The 18556-nt window shown below is 61.8% G+C and carries 16 protein-coding genes; 9 read left to right on the top strand and 7 right to left on the bottom strand.

The window, feature by feature from the left end; all coding sequences use genetic code 11:
* Positions 1 to 90: 90 nt before the first annotated feature.
* Positions 91 to 969 (top strand): MBL fold metallo-hydrolase, encoded by an 879-nt coding sequence (locus tag ACIGDJ_RS16085; protein ID WP_397479438.1) that lies wholly within the window; start codon positions 91 to 93, stop codon positions 967 to 969.
* Between the two features lie 45 nt (positions 970 to 1014).
* On the top strand, positions 1015 to 1629 hold the full coding sequence (locus tag ACIGDJ_RS16080) for an NAD(P)-dependent oxidoreductase (protein ID WP_101162237.1): 615 nt from the start codon (positions 1015 to 1017) through the stop codon (positions 1627 to 1629).
* A 96-nt stretch (positions 1630 to 1725) separates the two neighbouring features.
* On the opposite strand, the gene ACIGDJ_RS16075 is transcribed toward ACIGDJ_RS16080, so the two are convergent.
* Entirely contained in the window at positions 1726 to 2625 is a 900-nt protein-coding gene (locus tag ACIGDJ_RS16075; protein WP_101162239.1) for a LysR substrate-binding domain-containing protein, read from the bottom strand.
* Positions 2626 to 2771: 146 nt separating this feature from the next.
* On the opposite strand from ACIGDJ_RS16075, the gene ACIGDJ_RS16070 reads away from it, so the two are divergent.
* Together ACIGDJ_RS16070 and ACIGDJ_RS16065 are read left to right on the top strand one after the other, a co-directional pair.
* On the top strand, positions 2772 to 4409 hold the full coding sequence (locus tag ACIGDJ_RS16070; RefSeq protein WP_397479439.1) for a 5-guanidino-2-oxopentanoate decarboxylase: 1638 nt from the start codon (positions 2772 to 2774) through the stop codon (positions 4407 to 4409).
* The gene (locus ACIGDJ_RS16065; protein WP_397479458.1) at positions 4409 to 5857 is read left to right on the top strand and encodes an aldehyde dehydrogenase family protein; all 1449 of its coding nucleotides are present in this window, start codon (positions 4409 to 4411) and stop codon (positions 5855 to 5857) included. The genes ACIGDJ_RS16070 and ACIGDJ_RS16065 overlap by 1 nt, the downstream gene beginning before the upstream one ends.
* A gap of 124 nt (positions 5858 to 5981) precedes the next feature.
* Here the strand turns inward: ACIGDJ_RS16065 and ACIGDJ_RS16060 are convergent, their stop codons facing one another.
* Complete coding sequence (locus tag ACIGDJ_RS16060) at positions 5982 to 6905, bottom strand: AraC family transcriptional regulator N-terminal domain-containing protein (RefSeq protein ID WP_397479440.1); 924 nt, start codon at positions 6903 to 6905, stop codon at positions 5982 to 5984.
* Between the two features lie 367 nt (positions 6906 to 7272).
* Between ACIGDJ_RS16060 and ACIGDJ_RS16055 the strand changes: the two genes are divergently transcribed.
* The gene (locus tag ACIGDJ_RS16055) at positions 7273 to 7626 is read left to right on the top strand and encodes a putative quinol monooxygenase (protein WP_101162247.1); all 354 of its coding nucleotides are present in this window, start codon (positions 7273 to 7275) and stop codon (positions 7624 to 7626) included.
* A 42-nt stretch (positions 7627 to 7668) separates the two neighbouring features.
* Positions 7669 to 7911: a hypothetical protein gene (locus ACIGDJ_RS16050; RefSeq protein ID WP_041479831.1), complete on the top strand. Its 243-nt coding sequence runs from the start codon at positions 7669 to 7671 to the stop codon at positions 7909 to 7911.
* On the opposite strand, the gene ACIGDJ_RS16045 is transcribed toward ACIGDJ_RS16050, so the two are convergent.
* From ACIGDJ_RS16045 to ACIGDJ_RS16025, 5 genes are all read right to left on the bottom strand, one after another.
* Positions 7912 to 8541 carry a flavin reductase family protein gene (locus ACIGDJ_RS16045; protein WP_071173402.1) on the bottom strand — a complete coding sequence of 210 codons (630 nt, stop codon included), beginning with the start codon at positions 8539 to 8541 and terminating at the stop codon, positions 7912 to 7914.
* Positions 8542 to 8817: 276 nt separating this feature from the next.
* Positions 8818 to 10137: an MFS transporter gene (locus ACIGDJ_RS16040; protein WP_101162249.1), complete on the bottom strand. Its 1320-nt coding sequence runs from the start codon at positions 10135 to 10137 to the stop codon at positions 8818 to 8820.
* Positions 10138 to 10422: 285 nt separating this feature from the next.
* Positions 10423 to 11754: a sigma-54 dependent transcriptional regulator gene (locus ACIGDJ_RS16035; protein WP_101155669.1), complete on the bottom strand. Its 1332-nt coding sequence runs from the start codon at positions 11752 to 11754 to the stop codon at positions 10423 to 10425.
* The gene (locus ACIGDJ_RS16030) at positions 11754 to 13514 is read right to left on the bottom strand and encodes an ATP-binding protein (protein ID WP_397479441.1); all 1761 of its coding nucleotides are present in this window, start codon (positions 13512 to 13514) and stop codon (positions 11754 to 11756) included. The genes ACIGDJ_RS16035 and ACIGDJ_RS16030 overlap by 1 nt, the downstream gene beginning before the upstream one ends.
* Positions 13515 to 13797: 283 nt before the next feature.
* Complete coding sequence (locus tag ACIGDJ_RS16025; protein WP_007916251.1) at positions 13798 to 15321, bottom strand: fumarate hydratase; 1524 nt, start codon at positions 15319 to 15321, stop codon at positions 13798 to 13800.
* 415 nt (positions 15322 to 15736) lie between these two features.
* Here ACIGDJ_RS16025 and ACIGDJ_RS16020 point away from each other — a divergent pair, with 415 nt between their 5' ends.
* The 3 genes from ACIGDJ_RS16020 to ACIGDJ_RS16010 are packed head-to-tail and all read left to right on the top strand — an operon-like array spanning position 15737 to position 18550.
* On the top strand, positions 15737 to 16843 hold the full coding sequence (locus ACIGDJ_RS16020) for a diguanylate cyclase (protein WP_101155684.1): 1107 nt from the start codon (positions 15737 to 15739) through the stop codon (positions 16841 to 16843).
* Entirely contained in the window at positions 16836 to 17771 is a 936-nt protein-coding gene (locus ACIGDJ_RS16015) for an iron-sulfur-binding ferredoxin reductase (protein WP_101155686.1), read from the top strand. Before ACIGDJ_RS16020 ends, ACIGDJ_RS16015 begins: the two co-directional genes overlap by 8 nt.
* Before the next feature lie 29 nt (positions 17772 to 17800).
* Entirely contained in the window at positions 17801 to 18550 is a 750-nt protein-coding gene (locus ACIGDJ_RS16010; protein ID WP_101155688.1) for an enoyl-CoA hydratase-related protein, read from the top strand.
* Positions 18551 to 18556: the final 6 nt, after the last annotated feature.

The raw sequence follows: 18556 nt of genomic DNA, 5'->3' as shown, positions 1-18556 counted from the left end.
ACTATGTTCAAGCATCGCATTTTTTGTACTGAGTCTGGCAACTAAGCTCTGCTGCATCGCCAAACTGGCATTCGCAATCCGGAGCAACACATGATCGGCTTCACCCCCTTCAAACGCGTTCTGCTCGCCACCGCATTTTTCGGCTTTGCCGCCCAGGCATCCGCTGGCGAGCTGAGCCTCGATGTCTACAACCCGGGCATCCAGGCGATTTTCCCGGTCAGCTCGGTGCTGGTCAGCGGAGAGAAAGAAGCGATTCTGGTTGACGCGCAATTCGGCAAATCCCAGGCCGAGCAGGTGGTGGAAAAGATCCGCGCCAGCGGTAAGCAATTGACCACTATCTACATCAGCCACGGCGATCCGGATTACTACTTCGGCCTTGACACCCTGACCCAGGCATTCCCGCAGGCGAAAGTGCTGGCCTCGCAACCGACCGTCGATCACATCAAACACACCGTTGACGGCAAACTGGCCTACTGGGGGCCGAAAATGGGCGCCGACGTGCCGGCAAAAACCATCGTCCCCGACGTGCTCAAGGGCAACAGCCTGATCCTCGAAGGCAAGAAATTGCAGGTGATCGGACTCGACGGCAAACAGCCGGATCGCAGTTTCGTATGGATCCCTTCGCTCAAAGCGGTGGTCGGTGGCGTAGTGGTCGCCGAGAACATTCATGTGTGGATGGCCGACACTCAGACTGCGCAATCCCACGCCGATTGGCTGCACACTCTGCACACCATCGAAACCCTGAAACCGCAAACCGTGGTGCCCGGCCATTACCTGGGTGACAGCAGCCGCTCGCTGGCCAGCGTGAAATTCACCGCTGATTACATCAAGGCCTTTGATGCCGAAACCGCCAAAGCGAAAGACTCTGCTGCACTGATCGCGGCGATGCAAAAACGCTACCCGCAACTCGGCGAGGAAAGTTCGCTGGAACTCAGTGCGAAAGTCGCCAAGGGCGAGATGCAGTGGTAAGCCGAACCTGAACACGCAGCATTTTCAAGCCCACTGGAGAATCTCATGAGCAAGATCGCAATCATTGGCGCCACCGGACGTGCCGGTAGCCAACTGCTGGAAGAAGCCCTGCGTCGCGGTCACAGCGTCACCGCCATCGCCCGCGATACCTCGAAAATCGGCAGCCGTGCCGGTGTCGTCAACAAAAATCTCGACGTGCTGGATTCGGCTGCGCTGCAAGCGGCGGTGGCCGGTCACGACGTGGTGATCAGCGCAGCGCACTTCGCCACCGTGCCGGCCTCGGCGATTGTCGGGCCGGTGAAGCAGGCGGGTGTGAAGCGTTTGTTGGTGGTCGGCGGCGCCGGTTCGCTGTTGCTGCCGGACGGTACGCGGGTGATCGACAGCGCCGGTTTCCCGGCCGAATACAAAACCGAGGCGAGTGCTGGCGCAGCGTTTCTTGAAGCGTTGCGGCAAGAGCAGGAACTGGACTGGACCTTTTTGTCGCCATCGGCTGAGTTTGTCGAGGGTGAGCGCAGCGGCACATTCCGGGTCGGCAAGGACCATCTGTTGGTCAGTGCCCAAGGGCGAAGCTGGATCACCTTTGCCGATTATGCGATTGCGCTGATGGACGAAGTGGAAACGCCGAAGCATTCGCGCCAGCGCTACACCGTCGGCTACTGATCAGAGATGCTATCCCTGTAGGAGCTGCCGAAGGCTGCGATCTTTTGATCCTGATCTTGAAAAGCAAAATCAAAAGATCGCAGCCTTCGGCAGCTCCTACAAGGATTTGTGTGGTAAGCGGGTATGAGCCTGCTCAACCAGCCAGAGCATCAGTTCCTCAAGTTGCGGCGAGGGTTCGGCTCCAGCAGGCACCACCACGTAATACGCCAACCCCGTCTTCACCTTCAATTCAAACGGCATCACCAGCCGTCCGGCGTTCAGATCATCACCAATCAGCGACCAATCCCCGATCGCTACTCCCGTGCCATGGGAGGCCATCGACATCGCCTGATCCAGCGTTTCGAAATGCTGGCCGCTGCCCAGGTTACTCAGTTGCAAACCCGCCGCATCAAGCCACACCGACCAGTCGTGAATATCGTGGGTCGGATGCAATAACAGATGCTCCTGCAGATCATTCGGTGATTTCAGTGCGGGCGAACCTTTGAGCAGTTGCGGCGAGCAGACCGGTGTCAGTTGTTCGTCGAACAGATGCAGCGCGCCTGGCGAATGGTCCGGTGGCGGGCCGTAAATCACGGCGGCATCGAATTGCTCGCGCTGAAAATCCACACCGTGTTGCAGCGACGCTGTCAGCTTCACCGGCACGTCCGGGCGCTCCTTCTGCCATTGCAGCAGGCGCGGCAGCAGCCAGCGCATCACGCAGCTTGGTGCCTTGAGTTGCAAGGTTTGCCGCGCCTGACCGATCTGCTCGGTTGCTTCACTGATCAGCCCGAAGACCTTCTCCACCTGCGGTAACCATTCCCGTCCTTCGGCCGTCAGCGCCAGGCCTCTGGCCAAACGAATGAACAACGGATAACCGAGCTGTTCTTCCAGCCCGGCGATCTGTCGGCTTACCGCGCCCTGAGTGATGTGCAGCTGCTCGGCGGCGCGGGTGAAGTTGCAGCATTGCGCGGTGATCCAGAACGTATGCAGAGCGGGCAGGGGAGGCAGGCGTTTCATGGCGATCCGAGGTATGACGTGAGGACATGGCTAGTATGACTTTTAATCGATTGTTGCTGCCAGCTGCGCGCCGTTCCAATAGACCCATGTGCAGACCCGCTTCCACAGGGAATCTGTGTTTCAGCGAACAACAACAGGCAATCAACATGGCAACGTGCGGCGAAGTACTGGTCAAGTTACTCGAGAGTTATGGGGTCGAACAGGTATTCGGCATTCCCGGTGTGCACACCGTTGAGCTGTACCGAGGTCTGGCCCGTTCGAGCATCAACCACGTCACGCCTCGCCACGAACAGGGCGCGGGTTTCATGGCCGACGGCTATGCGCGTACCAGCGGCAAACCCGGTGTGTGCTTCATCATCACCGGCCCGGGCATGACCAATATCACCACGGCCATGGGTCAGGCTTACGCCGATTCGATTCCGATGCTGGTGATTTCCAGCGTGCAGTCACGCAGCCAGTTGGGCGGTGGGCGCGGCAAGTTGCATGAACTGCCGAATCAAAGCGCACTGGTCGGCGGCGTCGCAGCGTTTTCGCACACGCTGATGTCCGCCGCCGAACTTCCGGTGCTGTTGGCGCGTGCGTTTGCCTTGTTCCAGGCCGGGCGACCGCGTCCGGTGCACATCGAAATTCCGCTGGACGTGCTGGTGGAACAAGCCGATGACCTGCTCGCCAGCCTGCCGGTGAATATCGACCGTGCCGGCGCCGCACCGGCTGCGGTGAGTCGCATGAGCGAACTGCTCGCTAACGCGCAACGTCCGCTGATTCTCGCTGGTGGCGGCGCTATCGACGCGGCGCCGCAGCTCACGCAAATCGCCGAATTGCTCGACGCTCCAGTGGCGCTGACCATCAACGCCAAAGGCATGCTGCCGACCAGCCATCCGTTGTTGATCGGTTCGACGCAAAGCCTGGTCGCCACCCGCGCACTGGTCGCTGAAGCGGACGTGGTGCTGGCGATCGGCACCGAGCTGGCCGAGACCGATTACGACGTGACCTTCGCCGGCGGCTTCGAGATTCCCGGCAAGCTGCTGCGCATCGACATCGATGCCGATCAGACCGTGCGCAACTACCCGCCGCACGTCGCACTGGTCGCTGATGCGCGCAACGCCGCGCAAGCGTTGCTCAGTACGCTGACGCAAAAGCCGCTGGCCGATCGCCGCAATGATTGGGGCCAGGTTCGCGCCGCGCGTCTGCGTGATGAATTGGCGGCGAGCTGGGATGCGCCGACGCTGGCGCAGACGTGTTTGCTTGAAACCGTGTTGCACGAATTGCCCGAAGCGGTGTTCGTCGGCGACTCGACGCAACCGGTGTACACCGGCAATCTCACTTTCAACCCCGAGCGACCACGCCGCTGGTTCAATGCATCCACCGGTTACGGCACCCTCGGCTATGCATTGCCGGCGGCAATTGGTGCGTGGCTCGGTGGGCAACCCGATAACGGCGCGCGCCCGCCAGTGGTGTGCCTGATCGGCGACGGCGGCTTGCAGTTCACGCTGCCGGAACTGGCCAGCGCCGTCGAAGCGCGGGTGCCGGTGATCGTCCTGCTGTGGAATAACCAGGGTTACGAGGAGATCAAAAAGTACATGGTCAACCGCGCCATCGAACCGGTCGGCGTGGACATCTACACCCCTGACTTCGTTGCCGTAGCCAAGGGCCTCGGCTGCGCTGCGCAAACCATCGGCAGCGTTGAAGAGCTGCGCGCAGCGCTGCGCAAGGCGACGGACCGGCAAGGCCCGACGCTGATTGAAATCGACCAGAACCAGTGGATGCAGGCGGTGGCCAAATGATCAGTTTCCCGACCACACTCGACGGTCTCTACATCAACGGCCAATGGTCGTCGGGCCGCGAACATCTGCGCGTGATCAATCCCGCCAGCGAGGCGCTGCTGACCACGGTCAATGGCGGTGACGAACACGCCGTGGAGCAAGCGATCAGCGCAGCGACCGAGGCGTTCGAACACTGGTCGAAAACCACCGGCGCCGAGCGCGCTGCGGTCCTGCGCAACATTGCCAATGGCGTGCGCAACGGTCGCGAGCATTTGATGAAATTGCAGTCGAGCAACAACGGCAAACCGCAGTTCGAAGCGGCCATCGATGTCGATGACGTGGCCGCCACTTTCGACTATTACGCCGAGCTCGCCGAAGGCCTCGACGCCAGGCAGGACAGCAACGTGCCGCTGCCAAGCGAGGATTTCAGCGCACGCCTGCGTCGTGAGCCGTGCGGCGTGGTCGGGCTGATCGTGCCGTGGAATTTCCCCATGGTCACCACTGCATGGAAACTGGCGCCCGCCCTGGCTGCCGGTTGCTGCGTGGTGCTCAAGCCCTCGGAGGTGACGCCGTTGCCGGAGCTGGAATTGGCCGCGATCATTGCCGGATCCGGCTTGCCCGGCGGCGTGTTCAATCTGGTCTGCGGCACCGGTCTGGCAGTGGGCGCACCGTTATCGGCCGATCCACGCATTGCCAAAATCTCCTTTACCGGCAGCAATGCGGTTGGCGTGCAGGTGATGCAACGCGCTGCCGAAACAGTGAAAGGTGTGAGCCTGGAATTGGGTGGCAAATCTTCGTTGCTGGTGCTGGCGGACGCTGACCTGGAGCTGGCGGTGGAACTGGCCTGTGGCGGTGCGTTCTTCAACGCCGGGCAAATGTGTTCAGCCACCAGTCGGGTGCTGGTCGCCGAGCAATTGATGGATGAATTTCTTCAGCGTCTGCAAAAGCGCGCAGAGGCGATTCGAGTCGCCGACCCGTTCGACCCGGAGGTCGAGATGGGCGCGCTCGTCAATCAGGCGCAGTACCAACGGGTGCTCGGGCATATCGATCGTGGTCTGAGCGCTGGTGCCCGTTTGCTCTGTGGCGGCAATCGTCCGGCGGATCTGCCGCGCGGTTATTTTCTGCAACCGACGGTGTTCACCGATGTGCCGCTGGACAGCGCGTTATGGCGTGAAGAGATTTTCGGGCCGGTGGTGTGTGTGCGCAGTTTCAGCACGCAGGCCGAGGCAATTGCCTTGGCCAACGACAGCCAGTTCGGCTTGGTCGCGAGTGTGGTGACGCGTGATGCCGCAACGGCAGATCGCGTGGCCAATGCGTTGCAGGCGGGGCTGGTGTGGATCAATGCGCCACAGGTGATCTTCCCGCAGGCGGCATGGGGTGGTTACAAGCAGAGCAGTGTCGGTCGTGAGCTGGGGCCTTGGGGGTTGGCAGCTTTTCAAGAGATCAAGCATGTGATCCGGGCGGTCTGATCACAAAGATGTAGCGCCTGGACTGACTCCTTCGCGTTCAGGCTCGCTCCAACATTGGAATGCATTTCCCTGAGGGAGCGAGCCTGCTCGCGAAAGCGCCATAAGCCTCGCTTCAGATACCGGATCAGACCGACAGCCGCAGCCGCGCCAGATCTCGCAACGGTGGCGCGCCAAACAGCCGGCTGTACTCACGGCTGAACTGCGACGGACTTTCATAGCCCACCCGATACCCCGCCGCCGACGCTTCCAGCCCTTCGGTCAACATCAGGCGTCGCGCTTCCTGCAGGCGCAACTGCTTCTGATACTGCAACGGACTCATCGCGGTCATCGCCTTGAAGCGGTGATGCAGCGTCGACACGCTGAGGTTCACTTCCCGGGCCAGATCATTGATGCGCAGCGGCTGCTCGAAATTGCCGTTGAGCCATTTGATCGCCTGGCTGATGCGATGGCTCTGGCTGTTGGCGATCGCAATCTCGTACAAACGATGACCCTGCGGACTGCGCAGCAGGCGATAGAGAATCTCTCGGCGAATCAGCGGCGCGAGCATGGCAATGTCTTTCGGCGCGTCGAGCAGCCGCGCCAGACGCAGCACCGCGTCGAGCATGGCACTGTCGATTTTTTCCACGTACAGACCGCGTCCGGTCGGCCGCGTCGGAACGCCCATCGGGCCGGCGTCGGCGATCAGCGCGGTGATTTCGGTCGGGTCGATGTCCAGCCGCACGGCGAGGATCGGCTCCTCTGGCGAGACGTTGACCACGCGCCCGCTGAGCGGCATCGAAACGGACACAACCAGGTAATTCAGCGGGTCGTAGTTGAAGAACTCATCGGCCAGGCGGACCTCTTTGCGCCCCTGCGCCATGATGCACAGCGCCGGTTGCGCGAGCACCGGGGCGAAATCATGGGACTTGGTGTGGCGCGACATCACCAGCGAGCCGATAGCGGTCTGGTAGCTGCCATCTTCGCTGGTGTTGCGGCGGATGATCGCCGCCAGCTCCGCGCGCTGCTTTTCCATGTCGGCGCTGGCTTGAAAACGGTCGAATGACGTCATGCACGGCATCCTCGGCAAGAGAGGGGGAATGCAACAGAGCATATGTTTGTGCAAGCAGCAGCGGTAGACACATTCTGCCAAATGCTTGCCTGATTCTGCATCGCGCCGTTCGCGACCGTCGCCGACACGCCCGACCGTAGGAGCTGCCGAAGGCTGCGATCTTTGATTTTTGTTTTTCAGATCAAAAGATCGCAGCCTTCGGCAGCTCCTACAGGGCCGTGGTGGCGGCCGGGGTTTTGGCAAGTCTCGCAGGATTGTGCAACGCGAAGGCAGGAATCGACTAACGGCGCAGCCGCTACGGCCCTTAATCTTTGCTTCAGTCGCAGCCCGTCCCCCGGCTGCCACGCGATTTCATGGAGGGTTGATCATGTCCAAGCAGATGCCTGTCAGTCATATGGCCTTCGTTCGTGCCCAGGCCGGGCGTTCGGCGGAACTCGGTGTGCGCCTGAGCGCGTTGATCGAAGTCTCGCGCGCAGCCTCCGGCTGCCTGAGTTTTTCGTTGCAACAATCGCAGTGCGACACTGACCTGTGGCTGGTCAGCGGCTACTGGAGCAGTCAGCAGATGATGACTGCTTATTTCAACAGTGCGTCGATGGAAGTGTTCGCCGAGCTGGTCCAGGACCTGGTGGTCAACAGCCTCGACTTTCATACCTTCAGAGACGTCTCGGCCGCGCAGGCCCTCGGTCAATGCTCGGCACCGATACACAAACTCGCCGGTTGAGGGTTTAATGTCCGGCTTAATTATTGAGCCAGGATCCGCGACATGGCACGTAAAGAGTTTGAACGCTTCGAAGCAGTCTCCGCAGTCGTCCCCGTCGAGCTGGGCGGCAACAAGGGTTATTACGCGGCTATCGCAGTCAAGGCCTTGGTCGATGGCGGCGCACCACGCTTTCACAAATTGCTGAACGAGCAGGTGTTCCCCGGCGCCATTGCTGCCGATGACGCAGCCATCAACGAGCTGGACAAGCTCAAGGGCGTCACTGACGACGCCGAGCTGATCTGGTAATTACTTCTGCGCGCCCGGGCGCCACATCTTGAACAGGGCTTCAGGCCCCAGCTGGAAATAATCCGCCGGCCCGCCGCCGCGCAGAATCGGCTGTGCGGCGGCGGTGTCGTAGATGCCGTCCTTCAGCAGCCATTTGGCGATGTGCACCGCGACTACTTCGCCGAGGATCAGCCAGCTCGGCACGGTTTCGCCATCGGCGCGTTGCAGCTGGATGATCTGCGTGACCTTGCACTCGAAGGACACCGGGCTTTCGGCGACCCGTGGTACCGAAATCACCTTTGACGCCACGGTCGTCAGCCCCGCCAATTCAAACTCGTTGACCTCAGGCGCGACCATCGCGCAGCTCTGGTTCATCTGCTCGGCCAGCGGGCGGGTGGCGAGGTTCCAGACGAACTCACCGGTCTGCTCGATATTGTTCAGACTGTCTTTGCGCCCGACGCTGGAGAAACCAATGATCGGCGGAACGTAATTGAAGGCGTTGAAGAAACTGTACGGCGCGAGATTGAGTCGGCCTTCGGCATCCTGCGAGGAAATCCAGCCGATGGGGCGCGGGCCGACGATGGCGTTGAACGGATCGTGAGGCAGGCCGTGGCCGTTGGCGGGTTCGTAGAAGTGGATGTCATCGGGCATGGGGAGCGGATTCCTGAGCTGCATTCGGATGCAGCCATATTGCTAGGACACCGCGCAGACTTCCACCCGGACGCGAGATCCTGTAGGAGCTGCCGAAGGCTGCGATCTCTTGGGACGCAGAGCGTCCCCGGCTGCATTCCCACGCGGAGCGTGGGAACGATCAAGAGATGCTTACTGACCCACCGCTTTCGCGAGCAAGCCCGCTCCAACAGTTGCGATGTGTTGCTCTGTGGGAGCGAGTCGCAAAACCAGTGTTGCAGTGGCTGCAAGGCCCTGTCAGTCAGTCACGATCCGCGAATGCTTCTGGGTGTCTTTCATGGTGATGTACACCAGCAGCGACACGGCGATGCACGCTGTCACGTACCAGTAGTAACCGGTTTCCATGCCGATGCTCTTGAACCACAGCGCGATGTATTCGGCGGTGCCGCCGAAGATCGATACGGTCAGTGCGTACGGCAGGCCAACGCCCAGGGCGCGGATTTCGGTCGGGAACAATTCGGCTTTCACCACTGCGTTGATCGAGGTGTAGCCGCTGACGATGATCAGCGCGGCCATGATCAGGAAGAACGCGCCCCACCAGGTCTGGATCGTGTGCAGGGTCATCAGGATCGGCACGGTGAAGATCGTACCGAGCACGCCGAAGGCGATCAGGATCGGACGCCGGCCGATCTTGTCCGACAGGCCGCCGATGATCGGTTGCAGGCACATGAACAGGAACAGCGTGGCAGCGGAAATGGTGGTCGAGTCGGAGATGCTCATGCCGACCGTGTTCACCAGGTATTTCTGCATGTAGGTGGTGTAGGTGTAGAACGCCAGTGTGCCGCCCATGGTCAGGCCGACCACGGTCAACAGCTCTTTCGGGTGGCGCATCAAAGTGCGCATAGCGCTTTCTCTGGACTTTTCTTTCTTGGTGAACGACTCGGTTTCTTCCATGCCGCGACGCAGGTATAGCGCTACTACTGCGCAGAGCGCGCCAATGGCAAACGGAATGCGCCAGCCCCACGCGTACAGCTGTTCGGTGGTCAGGGTGTTCTGCAGCACGATCAACACGCCGAGGGCGATGAGCTGGCCGGAAATCAGCGTCACATACTGGAAGCTGGAGAAGAAGCCGCGACGTTCCTTGGTGGCCATCTCGGACAGGTAAGTCGCTGAAGTACCGTACTCGCCGCCGACCGACAGGCCCTGCAGCAGACGGGCGAACACCAGCAGGATCGGCGCGCCGATGCCGATGGTTTCATAGTTCGGACTCAGCGCGATCAGCAGCGAGCCGAAGCACATCAGGTAGACCGAAGCCATCAGCGCTTTCTTGCGCCCGACCTTGTCGGCGTACATGCCCATCAGCCAGCCACCGATCGGGCGCATCAGGAAGCCCACGGCGAAAATCGCGGCGGTGTTCATCAGCTGCGCGGTGGTGGAACCGGCGGGGAAAAAGGTCTTGGCGAAGTACAGGGAGAAGGCGGCATACACATACCAGTCGTACCACTCGACCATGTTGCCGACGGAGCCGCTGAAGATCGATTTGATCCGGCTCGCAGTGGTTCGCGGTTTGGCCGGCACGGCAGCCGACCCGAGGGGCAGGGCGTTGGAGTTATCCATTGAAGGATCCTTCGTTTAATTGTTTTTGTGGAGCGCGTCGGAACGCAGCCTGCTGGGGCTATAGCAGGAGGTGTGCCAACGGGGGGAGGGCCGGTTTAGAGGGGGGGGCGGGATCGGGTGAGCGGAATGTTGCCGAAGAATTCGAATCGATGAGCGGATTTCCGCTTATGTGATCGTTCCCACGCTCTGCGTGGGAATGCCTCAACAGACGCTCCGCCTTCGGCTTCGAAGGGGACGCGGAGCGTCCCGGGCTGCATTCCCGCGCGGAGCGTGGGAACGATCAACTCAGCTGTCGGAGACAAACATCTCCCGACTCAACCCATGTCGCTGCATCTTTTCATTGAATGTCCGGCGCGGCAGTTGCAGCTCCTCAAGCACCGCTTTCACATCCCCTTTGTTCCGGGTCAATGCCGCGCGCAGGCAGTGCGCTTCGAAGGCTTCCTGCTGCGCCGCCAGCGATTGCCCAGGGTCAATCCCGGTGACCGGTTCATCCAGCCCCAACACCTGACGCTCAGCGACGTTGGCCAGTTCGCGCACGTTGCCCGGCCAGTCGTGGCTGAGCAGATGGCTTAATTGCGCGCCTGTCAGCGGCGCAAACGTTCGGCCCAGGCGCTGAGCGGCGTTGTGGGCAAAGGTCTCGAACAGCAACGGAATGTCTTCGCGGCGATCACGCAGCGGCGGCAGGCGCAGTTCGGCAACGTTCAGACGATACGCCAGATCCTCGCGAAAACGCCCGGCGCGGGCTTCGTCGAGCAGGTCCGGTTTGGTCGCCGCGACGATACGCAAATCGACACGAATGCTTTGGTTCGATCCCAGCCGTTCGAGCTTTTGCTCCTGCAAGACCCGCAGCAATTTCACCTGCTGGGCCAGCGGCATGCTTTCGATCTCGTCGAGAAACAGCGTGCCGCCATCGGCGTATTCCAGTTTGCCGATGCGCTTGCCCGAGGCGCCGGTAAACGCGCCGCTCTCATGGCCGAACAGCTCGGCCTCGAACAGTTGCTCCGGAATCGCCGCGCAGTTCAGCGCCACGAACGGCTTGCCGGCGCGGGGGCCGAAATCGTGCAGGCAACGCGCGACCAGTTCCTTGCCGCTGCCGGTTTCGCCACGGATCAGCACGTTGACCGGCAACTTCGCCAGATCCAGCACCTGCCGACGCAATGTCTGCAAACCCCGGGATACGCCCAGCAGCGTCGCATCCAGCTTCGCGCGGTTGTCGGCCAGCTCGTGCAGGGCGCGGTTTTCCAGCACCAGACGGCGCTTGTCCAGCGCCCGGCGCAGGCTGCCCAGCAGCGTTTCCGGGCTGAATGGTTTTTCCAGAAAGTCGTAGGCGCCGTCGCGCATCGCCTCGACCGCCATCGGCACGTCGCCATGGCCGGTGAGCAGAATCACTGGCAGATCGGCGTCGCGCTTTTGCACGGCGGCGAGCAATTGCAAACCGTCCATGCCGGGCATGCGCACGTCGCTCAGTATCACTCCGGCAAAATGTTCGGGGAGCGCCGCGAGGCATTCTTCGGCGCGGCTGAACAGTTGCACCTGGAACCCCGACAGGCTCAGCCACTGTTCGACGGCGTTGCGAATGCTGCTTTCATCGTCGATCACCATCACCGAGTCGAGCATCAGATGTGTGCCTCCAGATCGATTGGCAGGGTCAGGCTGAACACCGCGCCGTGTTCGCCATTCTCGACGCTCAGGCGCCCGCCGGATTCATGCACGATGGCGAATGAGACCGCCAGCCCCAGGCCGAGACCGTCCCCCACCGGTTTGGTGGTAAAGAAAGGATCGAACACCTGGCCCAGGTGTTCTTCGGCAATGCCGCCGCCGTTGTCGCTGACGCTGAGCCGCCACAATTGCTCATCCGCTTCGAGGCGGATTTCGACGCGCTTGCAGGCTTTACCCTGCATGGCATCCAGTGCATTGCGCAGCACATTGATCAGCACTTGTTCCAGGCGAATCGCATCACCGCGCACCCACGCCGGGCGTGCCAGATGCAGCACCAGGCTGACCTGCTCGTCACGCAGGCGCGCATCGAGCAGTTGCAGCGATTGATCGACCACCGTTGCCAGATCCAGACGTTCGCGCAAGCCGCTGGGGCTTTTGCGGGCAAAAGTCTTGAGATGGCCGGTGAGGGCAGCCATGCGCGTAAGCATGTCGTCCACCGGTTTCAGCGCTTTGTAGGCGTCATCGACGCGGCCATGTTCGAGCAGCAGGCGCAGGGTCGCCAGTTGCATGCGCTGGGCGGTCAGCGGTTGATTGATTTCGTGGGCCAGCGCGGCGGACATCTGCCCCAGCGCGGCGAGTTTGGCCGATTGCACCAGACCTTCCTGCGCGGTGCGCAAGTCGCGGGTGCGTTCTTCGACCAGGCGCTCGAGTTCTTCGCGATTGCGCTGACGGACCTTGGCCAGCCGCCAGCGCTGATTGAGAAACAGCAACAAAAACACCAGCGCCAGCCACACTCCGGCGGCAGCCAGCGCGGCGTTGCGCAATTCCTCGAAAGCCACGTGCGGGCGGCGCAGCAGGTGCAGGGTCCAGCCCTCGGTCGTCAGTGGTAGCGATTCCCAAAGATAGTCGGCAGTGCCGTCCGGGCCCTCGACCCGGCGCAGATCGCTGTTGTCATCGAAGCGCCTTAGCGGCAAATGAGTCAGCGGTACCAGCGATTGTTTGTCGTACTGACGCGTGGATTTGATCTCGGCCAGATCGCCCGCGCTCAGCGGCCGCAAGGCGCGATAACGCCAACCGGGTTGATTGGCGATGAAGATGATCCCGCGCGCATCGCTGACCAGCAGCGTGTCGCTGCCCTGGCTCCATTCGCGCTCCAGCTCGGGAAATTCCAGCTTGACCACCATCGCACCGAGGAACTCGCCGTCGTCGCCGAGCACCGCGCTGGAAAGGAAATAACCGGGAATCCCACTGGTCACACCCACCGCGTAAAAACGTCCGGTGCCTTGGGTGCGAGTCTGGCTGAAGTAAGGGCGGAAGCCGTAATTGTGACCCACGTAGCTGCTGGGCAAGCGCCAGTTGCTGGCGGCGACGGCCCGGCCGGTGCGATCCAGCAATTCAAGGGTCGAGGATTGCGCTGCACCGTTGATTTTTTCCAGCTTCAGATTCAGTGCCGCTTGCTGCGCGGCGTCGACAGGGCCAGCCAGCGCCGAACGCAATTGCGGATCCAGCGCCAGCACGGCGGGCAGGGCGCGGTAGCGATCGATCAGCGTGTGCAGTGAATTGGCGTACAGCGCCAGTTGCTGGTTGGCGCGCGCGGCGTCTTCTTCCTGCGCCTGCCGCTCGGCGTGGCGCATGGCGAGCGTCGCGGCCACGACCGTGCCGGCAATGATCAGCAGGGAATACAACGACAGACGCAGGGTACGGGAAGTCGGCAGCATGCTGGGCGCAAACGGTCAGAAAAGTCGGGCCGAGACCATAGCATGGCCCCGGCCCGCGTGCTCGCTGTCGCGGTATGTCCTTGTTGGTGCGTCGGATGACCTCACTCAGCCTGGCAGATTCCAGCCGAGGCCAAACGAGCGGAAACCGTTTGGGCGGCTGCATGAGCATCTCGGTGGCGGATCAAGCCCATCACAGGGTGTTTAATGGCGCTCGGTCATCGTCAACGAAAAACGGCCGGGGCATCTTTGCGGATGCACCGGCCGTTTTCATGACGCCAGAAGCTTACTGCACTTCCACCGCCAGACTTTCGCTGATCTTCTGTTGCCAGATTGCGGGACCGGTGATGTGCACCGACTCACCTTTGCTGTCCACCGCCACGGTGACCGGCATGTCCTTGACCTCGAACTCGTAGATCGCTTCCATGCCCAGCTCGGCAAACGCCAGCACCTTGGACTTCTTGATCGCTTGCGCAACCAGGTAAGCGGCGCCGCCGACAGCCATCAGGTACACAGCCTTGTTGTCCTTGATCGCCTCGATCGCGGTCGGGCCACGCTCGGACTTGCCGATCATGCCCAACAGGCCGGTCTGCTCAAGGATCTGGCGGGTGAACTTGTCCATCCGCGTCGCGGTGGTCGGGCCGGCAGGGCCAACCACTTCGTCACCGACCGGATCAACCGGGCCGACGTAGTAGATGAAGCGACCCTTGAGGTCGACCGGCAGGGTTTCGCCCTTGTTGAGCATCTCGACCATGCGCTTGTGCGCCGCGTCGCGACCGGTGAGCATCTTGCCGTTGAGCAGCACGGTTTCGCCCGGCTTCCAGCTCTGCACGTCTTCCGGAGTCAGGGTGTCGAGGTTGACGCGACGGGCCGACGGGCCAGCTTCCCAGACGATTTCCGGGTAGGCGTCCAGCGGTGGCGCTTCCAGCGAGGCCGGGCCGGAACCGTCGAGCACGAAGTGTGCGTGACGGGTGGCAGCGCAGTTGGGGATCATGCACACCGGCAGCGAGGCCGCGTGTGTCGGGTAGTCCATGATTTTCACGTCGAGCACGGTGGTCAGGCCACCCAGGCCCTGGGCGCCGATGCCCAACTGGTTGACCTTCTCGAACAGCTCCAGACGCATTTCTTCGATGCGGTTCTGCGGGCCACGGGCCTTGAGCTCGTGAATGTCGATGGATTCCATCAACACTTCCTTGGCCATCACCGCGGCTTTCTCGGCGGTGCCGCCGATACCGATGCCGAGCATGCCCGGTGGGCACCAGCCGGCGCCCATGGTCGGGACGGTCTTCAATACCCAGTCAACGATCGAGTCGGACGGGTTGAGCATGGCCATTTTCGACTTGTTCTCGGAACCGCCGCCCTTGGCCGCCACGTCCACTTCCACGGTGTTGCCCGGGACGATGGAGTAATGGATCACGGCCGGGGTGTTGTCCTTGGTGTTCTTGCGAGCGCCCGCCGGGTCGGCGAGGATCGAGGCGCGGAGGACGTTTTCCGGCAGGTTGTAGGCGCGACGCACGCCTTCGTTGATCATGTCGTCCAGGCCCATGGTGGCGCCATCCCAGCGCACGTCCATGCCGACACGCACGAACACGGTAACGATACCGGTGTCCTGGCAGATCGGGCGGTGGCCGGTCGCGCACATGCGCGAGTTGATCAGGATCTGCGCCATCGAATCACGGGCCGCTGGCGATTCTTCGCGCAGGTAGGCTTCGTGCATCGCCTGGATGAAATCGACGGGGTGGTAATAGGAAATGAACTGCAGGGCGTCGGCAACGCTCTGAATCAGGTCGTCTTGCTTGATCACGGTCATGAGTCGCGCTCCTCTAAAAGACGGGAACATTCAATAAGGTGCCTGCGGCTTGGGTGCATCGGTCGGTCGCAAGCACCTTTCAAGGCACGCCGGGGCTGCTGGCGCGACGCTAAAAAGGCGCGGCAGTATACCGCGCATCAAAGGGGCATACACGCGCCGGCAGTCATTCGTTGGTCGCATGTCTTTCGCATATTCCTGTAGGAGCTGCCGCAGGCTGCGATCTTTTGATTTTGTTTTTAAGGTCAAGATCAGAAGATCGCAGCCTGCGGCAGCTCCTACACTGAATATGTGGGTTTTTGACGCCATTTTCCCGGCCCGAAAATCGGTGGTCATTTAGCGACCGGGCCTCTAAAGTGGCATCCGGTCTGTAGAGTAGGACACTCGGTCAGCCTCCTATCGCACGGTGAGTCAACGATTGACCCATAACGCCATTCAACGCCTTTTGCTTAAACGCTTCGCCCTCGCTGCGGCCACCTACGGATTGGCTTTGCTGCTGCTGTGGCTGGCGTTTTTCACCGGGCATTACCAGCAATCGCTTAGTGGCGTTGCCATCGGCAGTGCCCTGGTGGTCATCAGCCAGGCGACGCTGTTCGGGCTGTTCTGGAGCGGTCGCAACCAGCGCTTCGTCGACCCCAGCCTGACCGAAGCGCAAGTATTGATGGGACTGGGCTGGCAGACCTGGCTGATCGCCCATGTCGACGAGGCGCGCGGCGCGTTTCTGGTGTTCTATGTGCTGATCCTGCTGTTCGGCCTGTTTCATCTCACTCGACACGTGTTCATCCGGTGCGCGCTGCTGGTGTTTTTCAGTTTCTGCGCGATCACCCTGTGGGACGCCTACCACTTGCGCCTCGCCGAGCCTGCGCTTGCGGCATTGCAGGTGTGCATTCTGGCGATGGTGCTGGCGTGGCTGGTGCTCTACGCCCGGTTTGTGCAGGTTTCGCGGCAACGCCAGCGGCAGCGTCGGTTTGCCTTGCAGGCGCATCAGGACACCTTGCGCGGGATGATGCGTCAGCTCGAAGATCTGGTTGCCACCGACGAATTGACCGGGCTGTTCAATCGCCGACACTTCCTGCGCATCGCCTCGCGCGAGCTGAATGAACTGGACAGCAACGTGATGCACGGGCTGGCGCTGATCGATCTGGATCACTTCAAACGCATCAATGACCTGCATGGCCACGCGGCCGGCGATCAGGTGCTGCAAGCGTTTGCCGGCGTGGCGCAAGCCTGCTTGCGCGACGGCGACGTGCTGGCTCGCTATGGTGGCGAGGAATTCGTGGTGCTGGTGCCCGACTGCGATGCCGAACGGCTGACGGCCTGTTGCGAACGCTTGCGCATTGCCTTCAGCGAGGTTGAATTGATGGGCCTGCAAGTGCGTAATCTGAGCCTGTCGGCGGGCATGACCCTGCTGTCCGTCGGCGATGATCTGGACGAAGCCTTGCAGCGTGCCGATCAGGCGCTGTACCGGGCCAAGCGTGACGGACGCAATCGTTGTGCCGCCGCGTGGGAGAACGTCGATGCCTGAATTGCGTGTCGGTGATCGGCAGTGGACGGTTGAAGCGGGCAGCAACCTGCTCGACAGTCTCAATCAAAACGGTGTCGCCGTGCCCTACAGCTGTCGCGCCGGCAGTTGCCACACCTGTCTGGTGCAATGCGTGCAAGGCCTGCCCAGCGACAACCGCCCGGACGCCTTGAGCGCCGAACAACGCCTGCAAGGCTGGCGGCTGGCCTGCCAATGCCAGGTAACAGAAGATCTGCAGGTGCACACTTTCGATCCGATCGCCGACGGTCGCCCGGCGCTGGTCGAGGCGCTGGACTGGCTCAGCGGCAACGTTCTGCGCCTGCGCCTGACCCCGCAACGGCCACTGCGCTACAGCGCTGGCCAGCATCTGGTGCTGTGGATCGGCCACGTCGCCCGTCCGTACTCGCTGGCAAGCCTGCCGCAAGAAGACCGATTCCTTGAATTTCACCTCGATTGCCGTCAGCCCGGCGAATTCATCGACGCTGCGCGCAAGCTGCAGATCGGCGACTCGATCCGCCTCGGCGAACTGCGCGGCGGCGCCTTGCACTACGACCCGGACTGGCACGCCCGGCCGCTGTGGCTGCTGGCCGCCGGCACCGGTTTAGGCCCATTGTTCGGCGTGTTGCGCGAAGCCTTGCGGCAGGATCACCAAGGCGCTATCCGCGTCATTCACCTGGCCCATGACGAACGCGAGCACTATTTGGCCAAACCCCTTGCCGCACTGGCCGCGCAGCGCGAAAACCTCAGCGTCGAGCTATGGACAGCGGCCGGGTCGGCCGACGCCCTGGCGCAACTGCGCCTTGTTTCCCGGCAGACCCTGGCCTTAGTCTGCGGCTCGACGGCCAGCGTCGACGCCTTCGCCAAGCGCTTGTACCTGGCCGGATTGCCGCGCAATCAACTGCTGGCCGACGTGTTCCTGTCCCGGGGTTGAGCGCTGATTTTTCAGACGCGAGACATGCCATGCCTGACACCATTTTGCTCGAACGCGAAGGCGGTTTGCTGACGCTTCGCCTCAACCGCCCGGACAAGAAAAACGCCCTGACCCGCGCCATGTACAGCCGTCTCGCCGAGGCGCTGGAGCTGGCCGGCAACGACCCGCAGATCAATGCTGTGCTGATCAGCGGCAGCGCCGAGTGCTTCACGGCCGGCAACGACATCGCCGATTTCCTCGAGCAACCGCCGAGCGACCTCGACAGCCCGGTGTTTCACTTCATGCTCAATCTGCTCGAATGCCGCAAACCGGTGATCGCCGCTGTCGCCGGTGCCGCGGTGGGTATCGGCACGACCCTGTTGCTGCACTGCGATCTGGTCTATGTCAGCCGTGACGCGCGGCTGCGCATGCCATTCGTCAATCTTGGTTTGTGCCCGGAATTCGGTTCCAGCCTGATCCTGCCGCGCTTGCTCGGTCAGGCGAAAGCGGCGCAGCTGTTGTTGCTCGGCGAAGGTTTCAGTGGTGAACAGGCTGCGCAGTGGGGGATTGCCACTCAAGCGCTGGACAGCGGTGAAGCGGCGTTGAGCAAGGCGCGGGAAATGGCGCTGCGTTTTGATGACTTGCCGACCGAAGCGGTACGCATCAGCAAGCAGTTGATGCGAGCGCCGGATCGCGAGTTGTTGCGCAAGGCGATCGAGCACGAGGGTGCGTTGTTCACTCAGCGCCTGCGTTCGCCGGAGGCATTGGCGGCGCTGACCGGATTTATCAAACGGCATTGAGATTTT

Origin of the sequence: Pseudomonas sp. NPDC079367 (genome assembly GCF_044542195.1) — a bacterium.
In the GTDB taxonomy this organism is placed as follows: domain Bacteria; phylum Pseudomonadota; class Gammaproteobacteria; order Pseudomonadales; family Pseudomonadaceae; genus Aquipseudomonas.
This window is presented reverse-complemented; position numbering and strand designations above follow the sequence as displayed.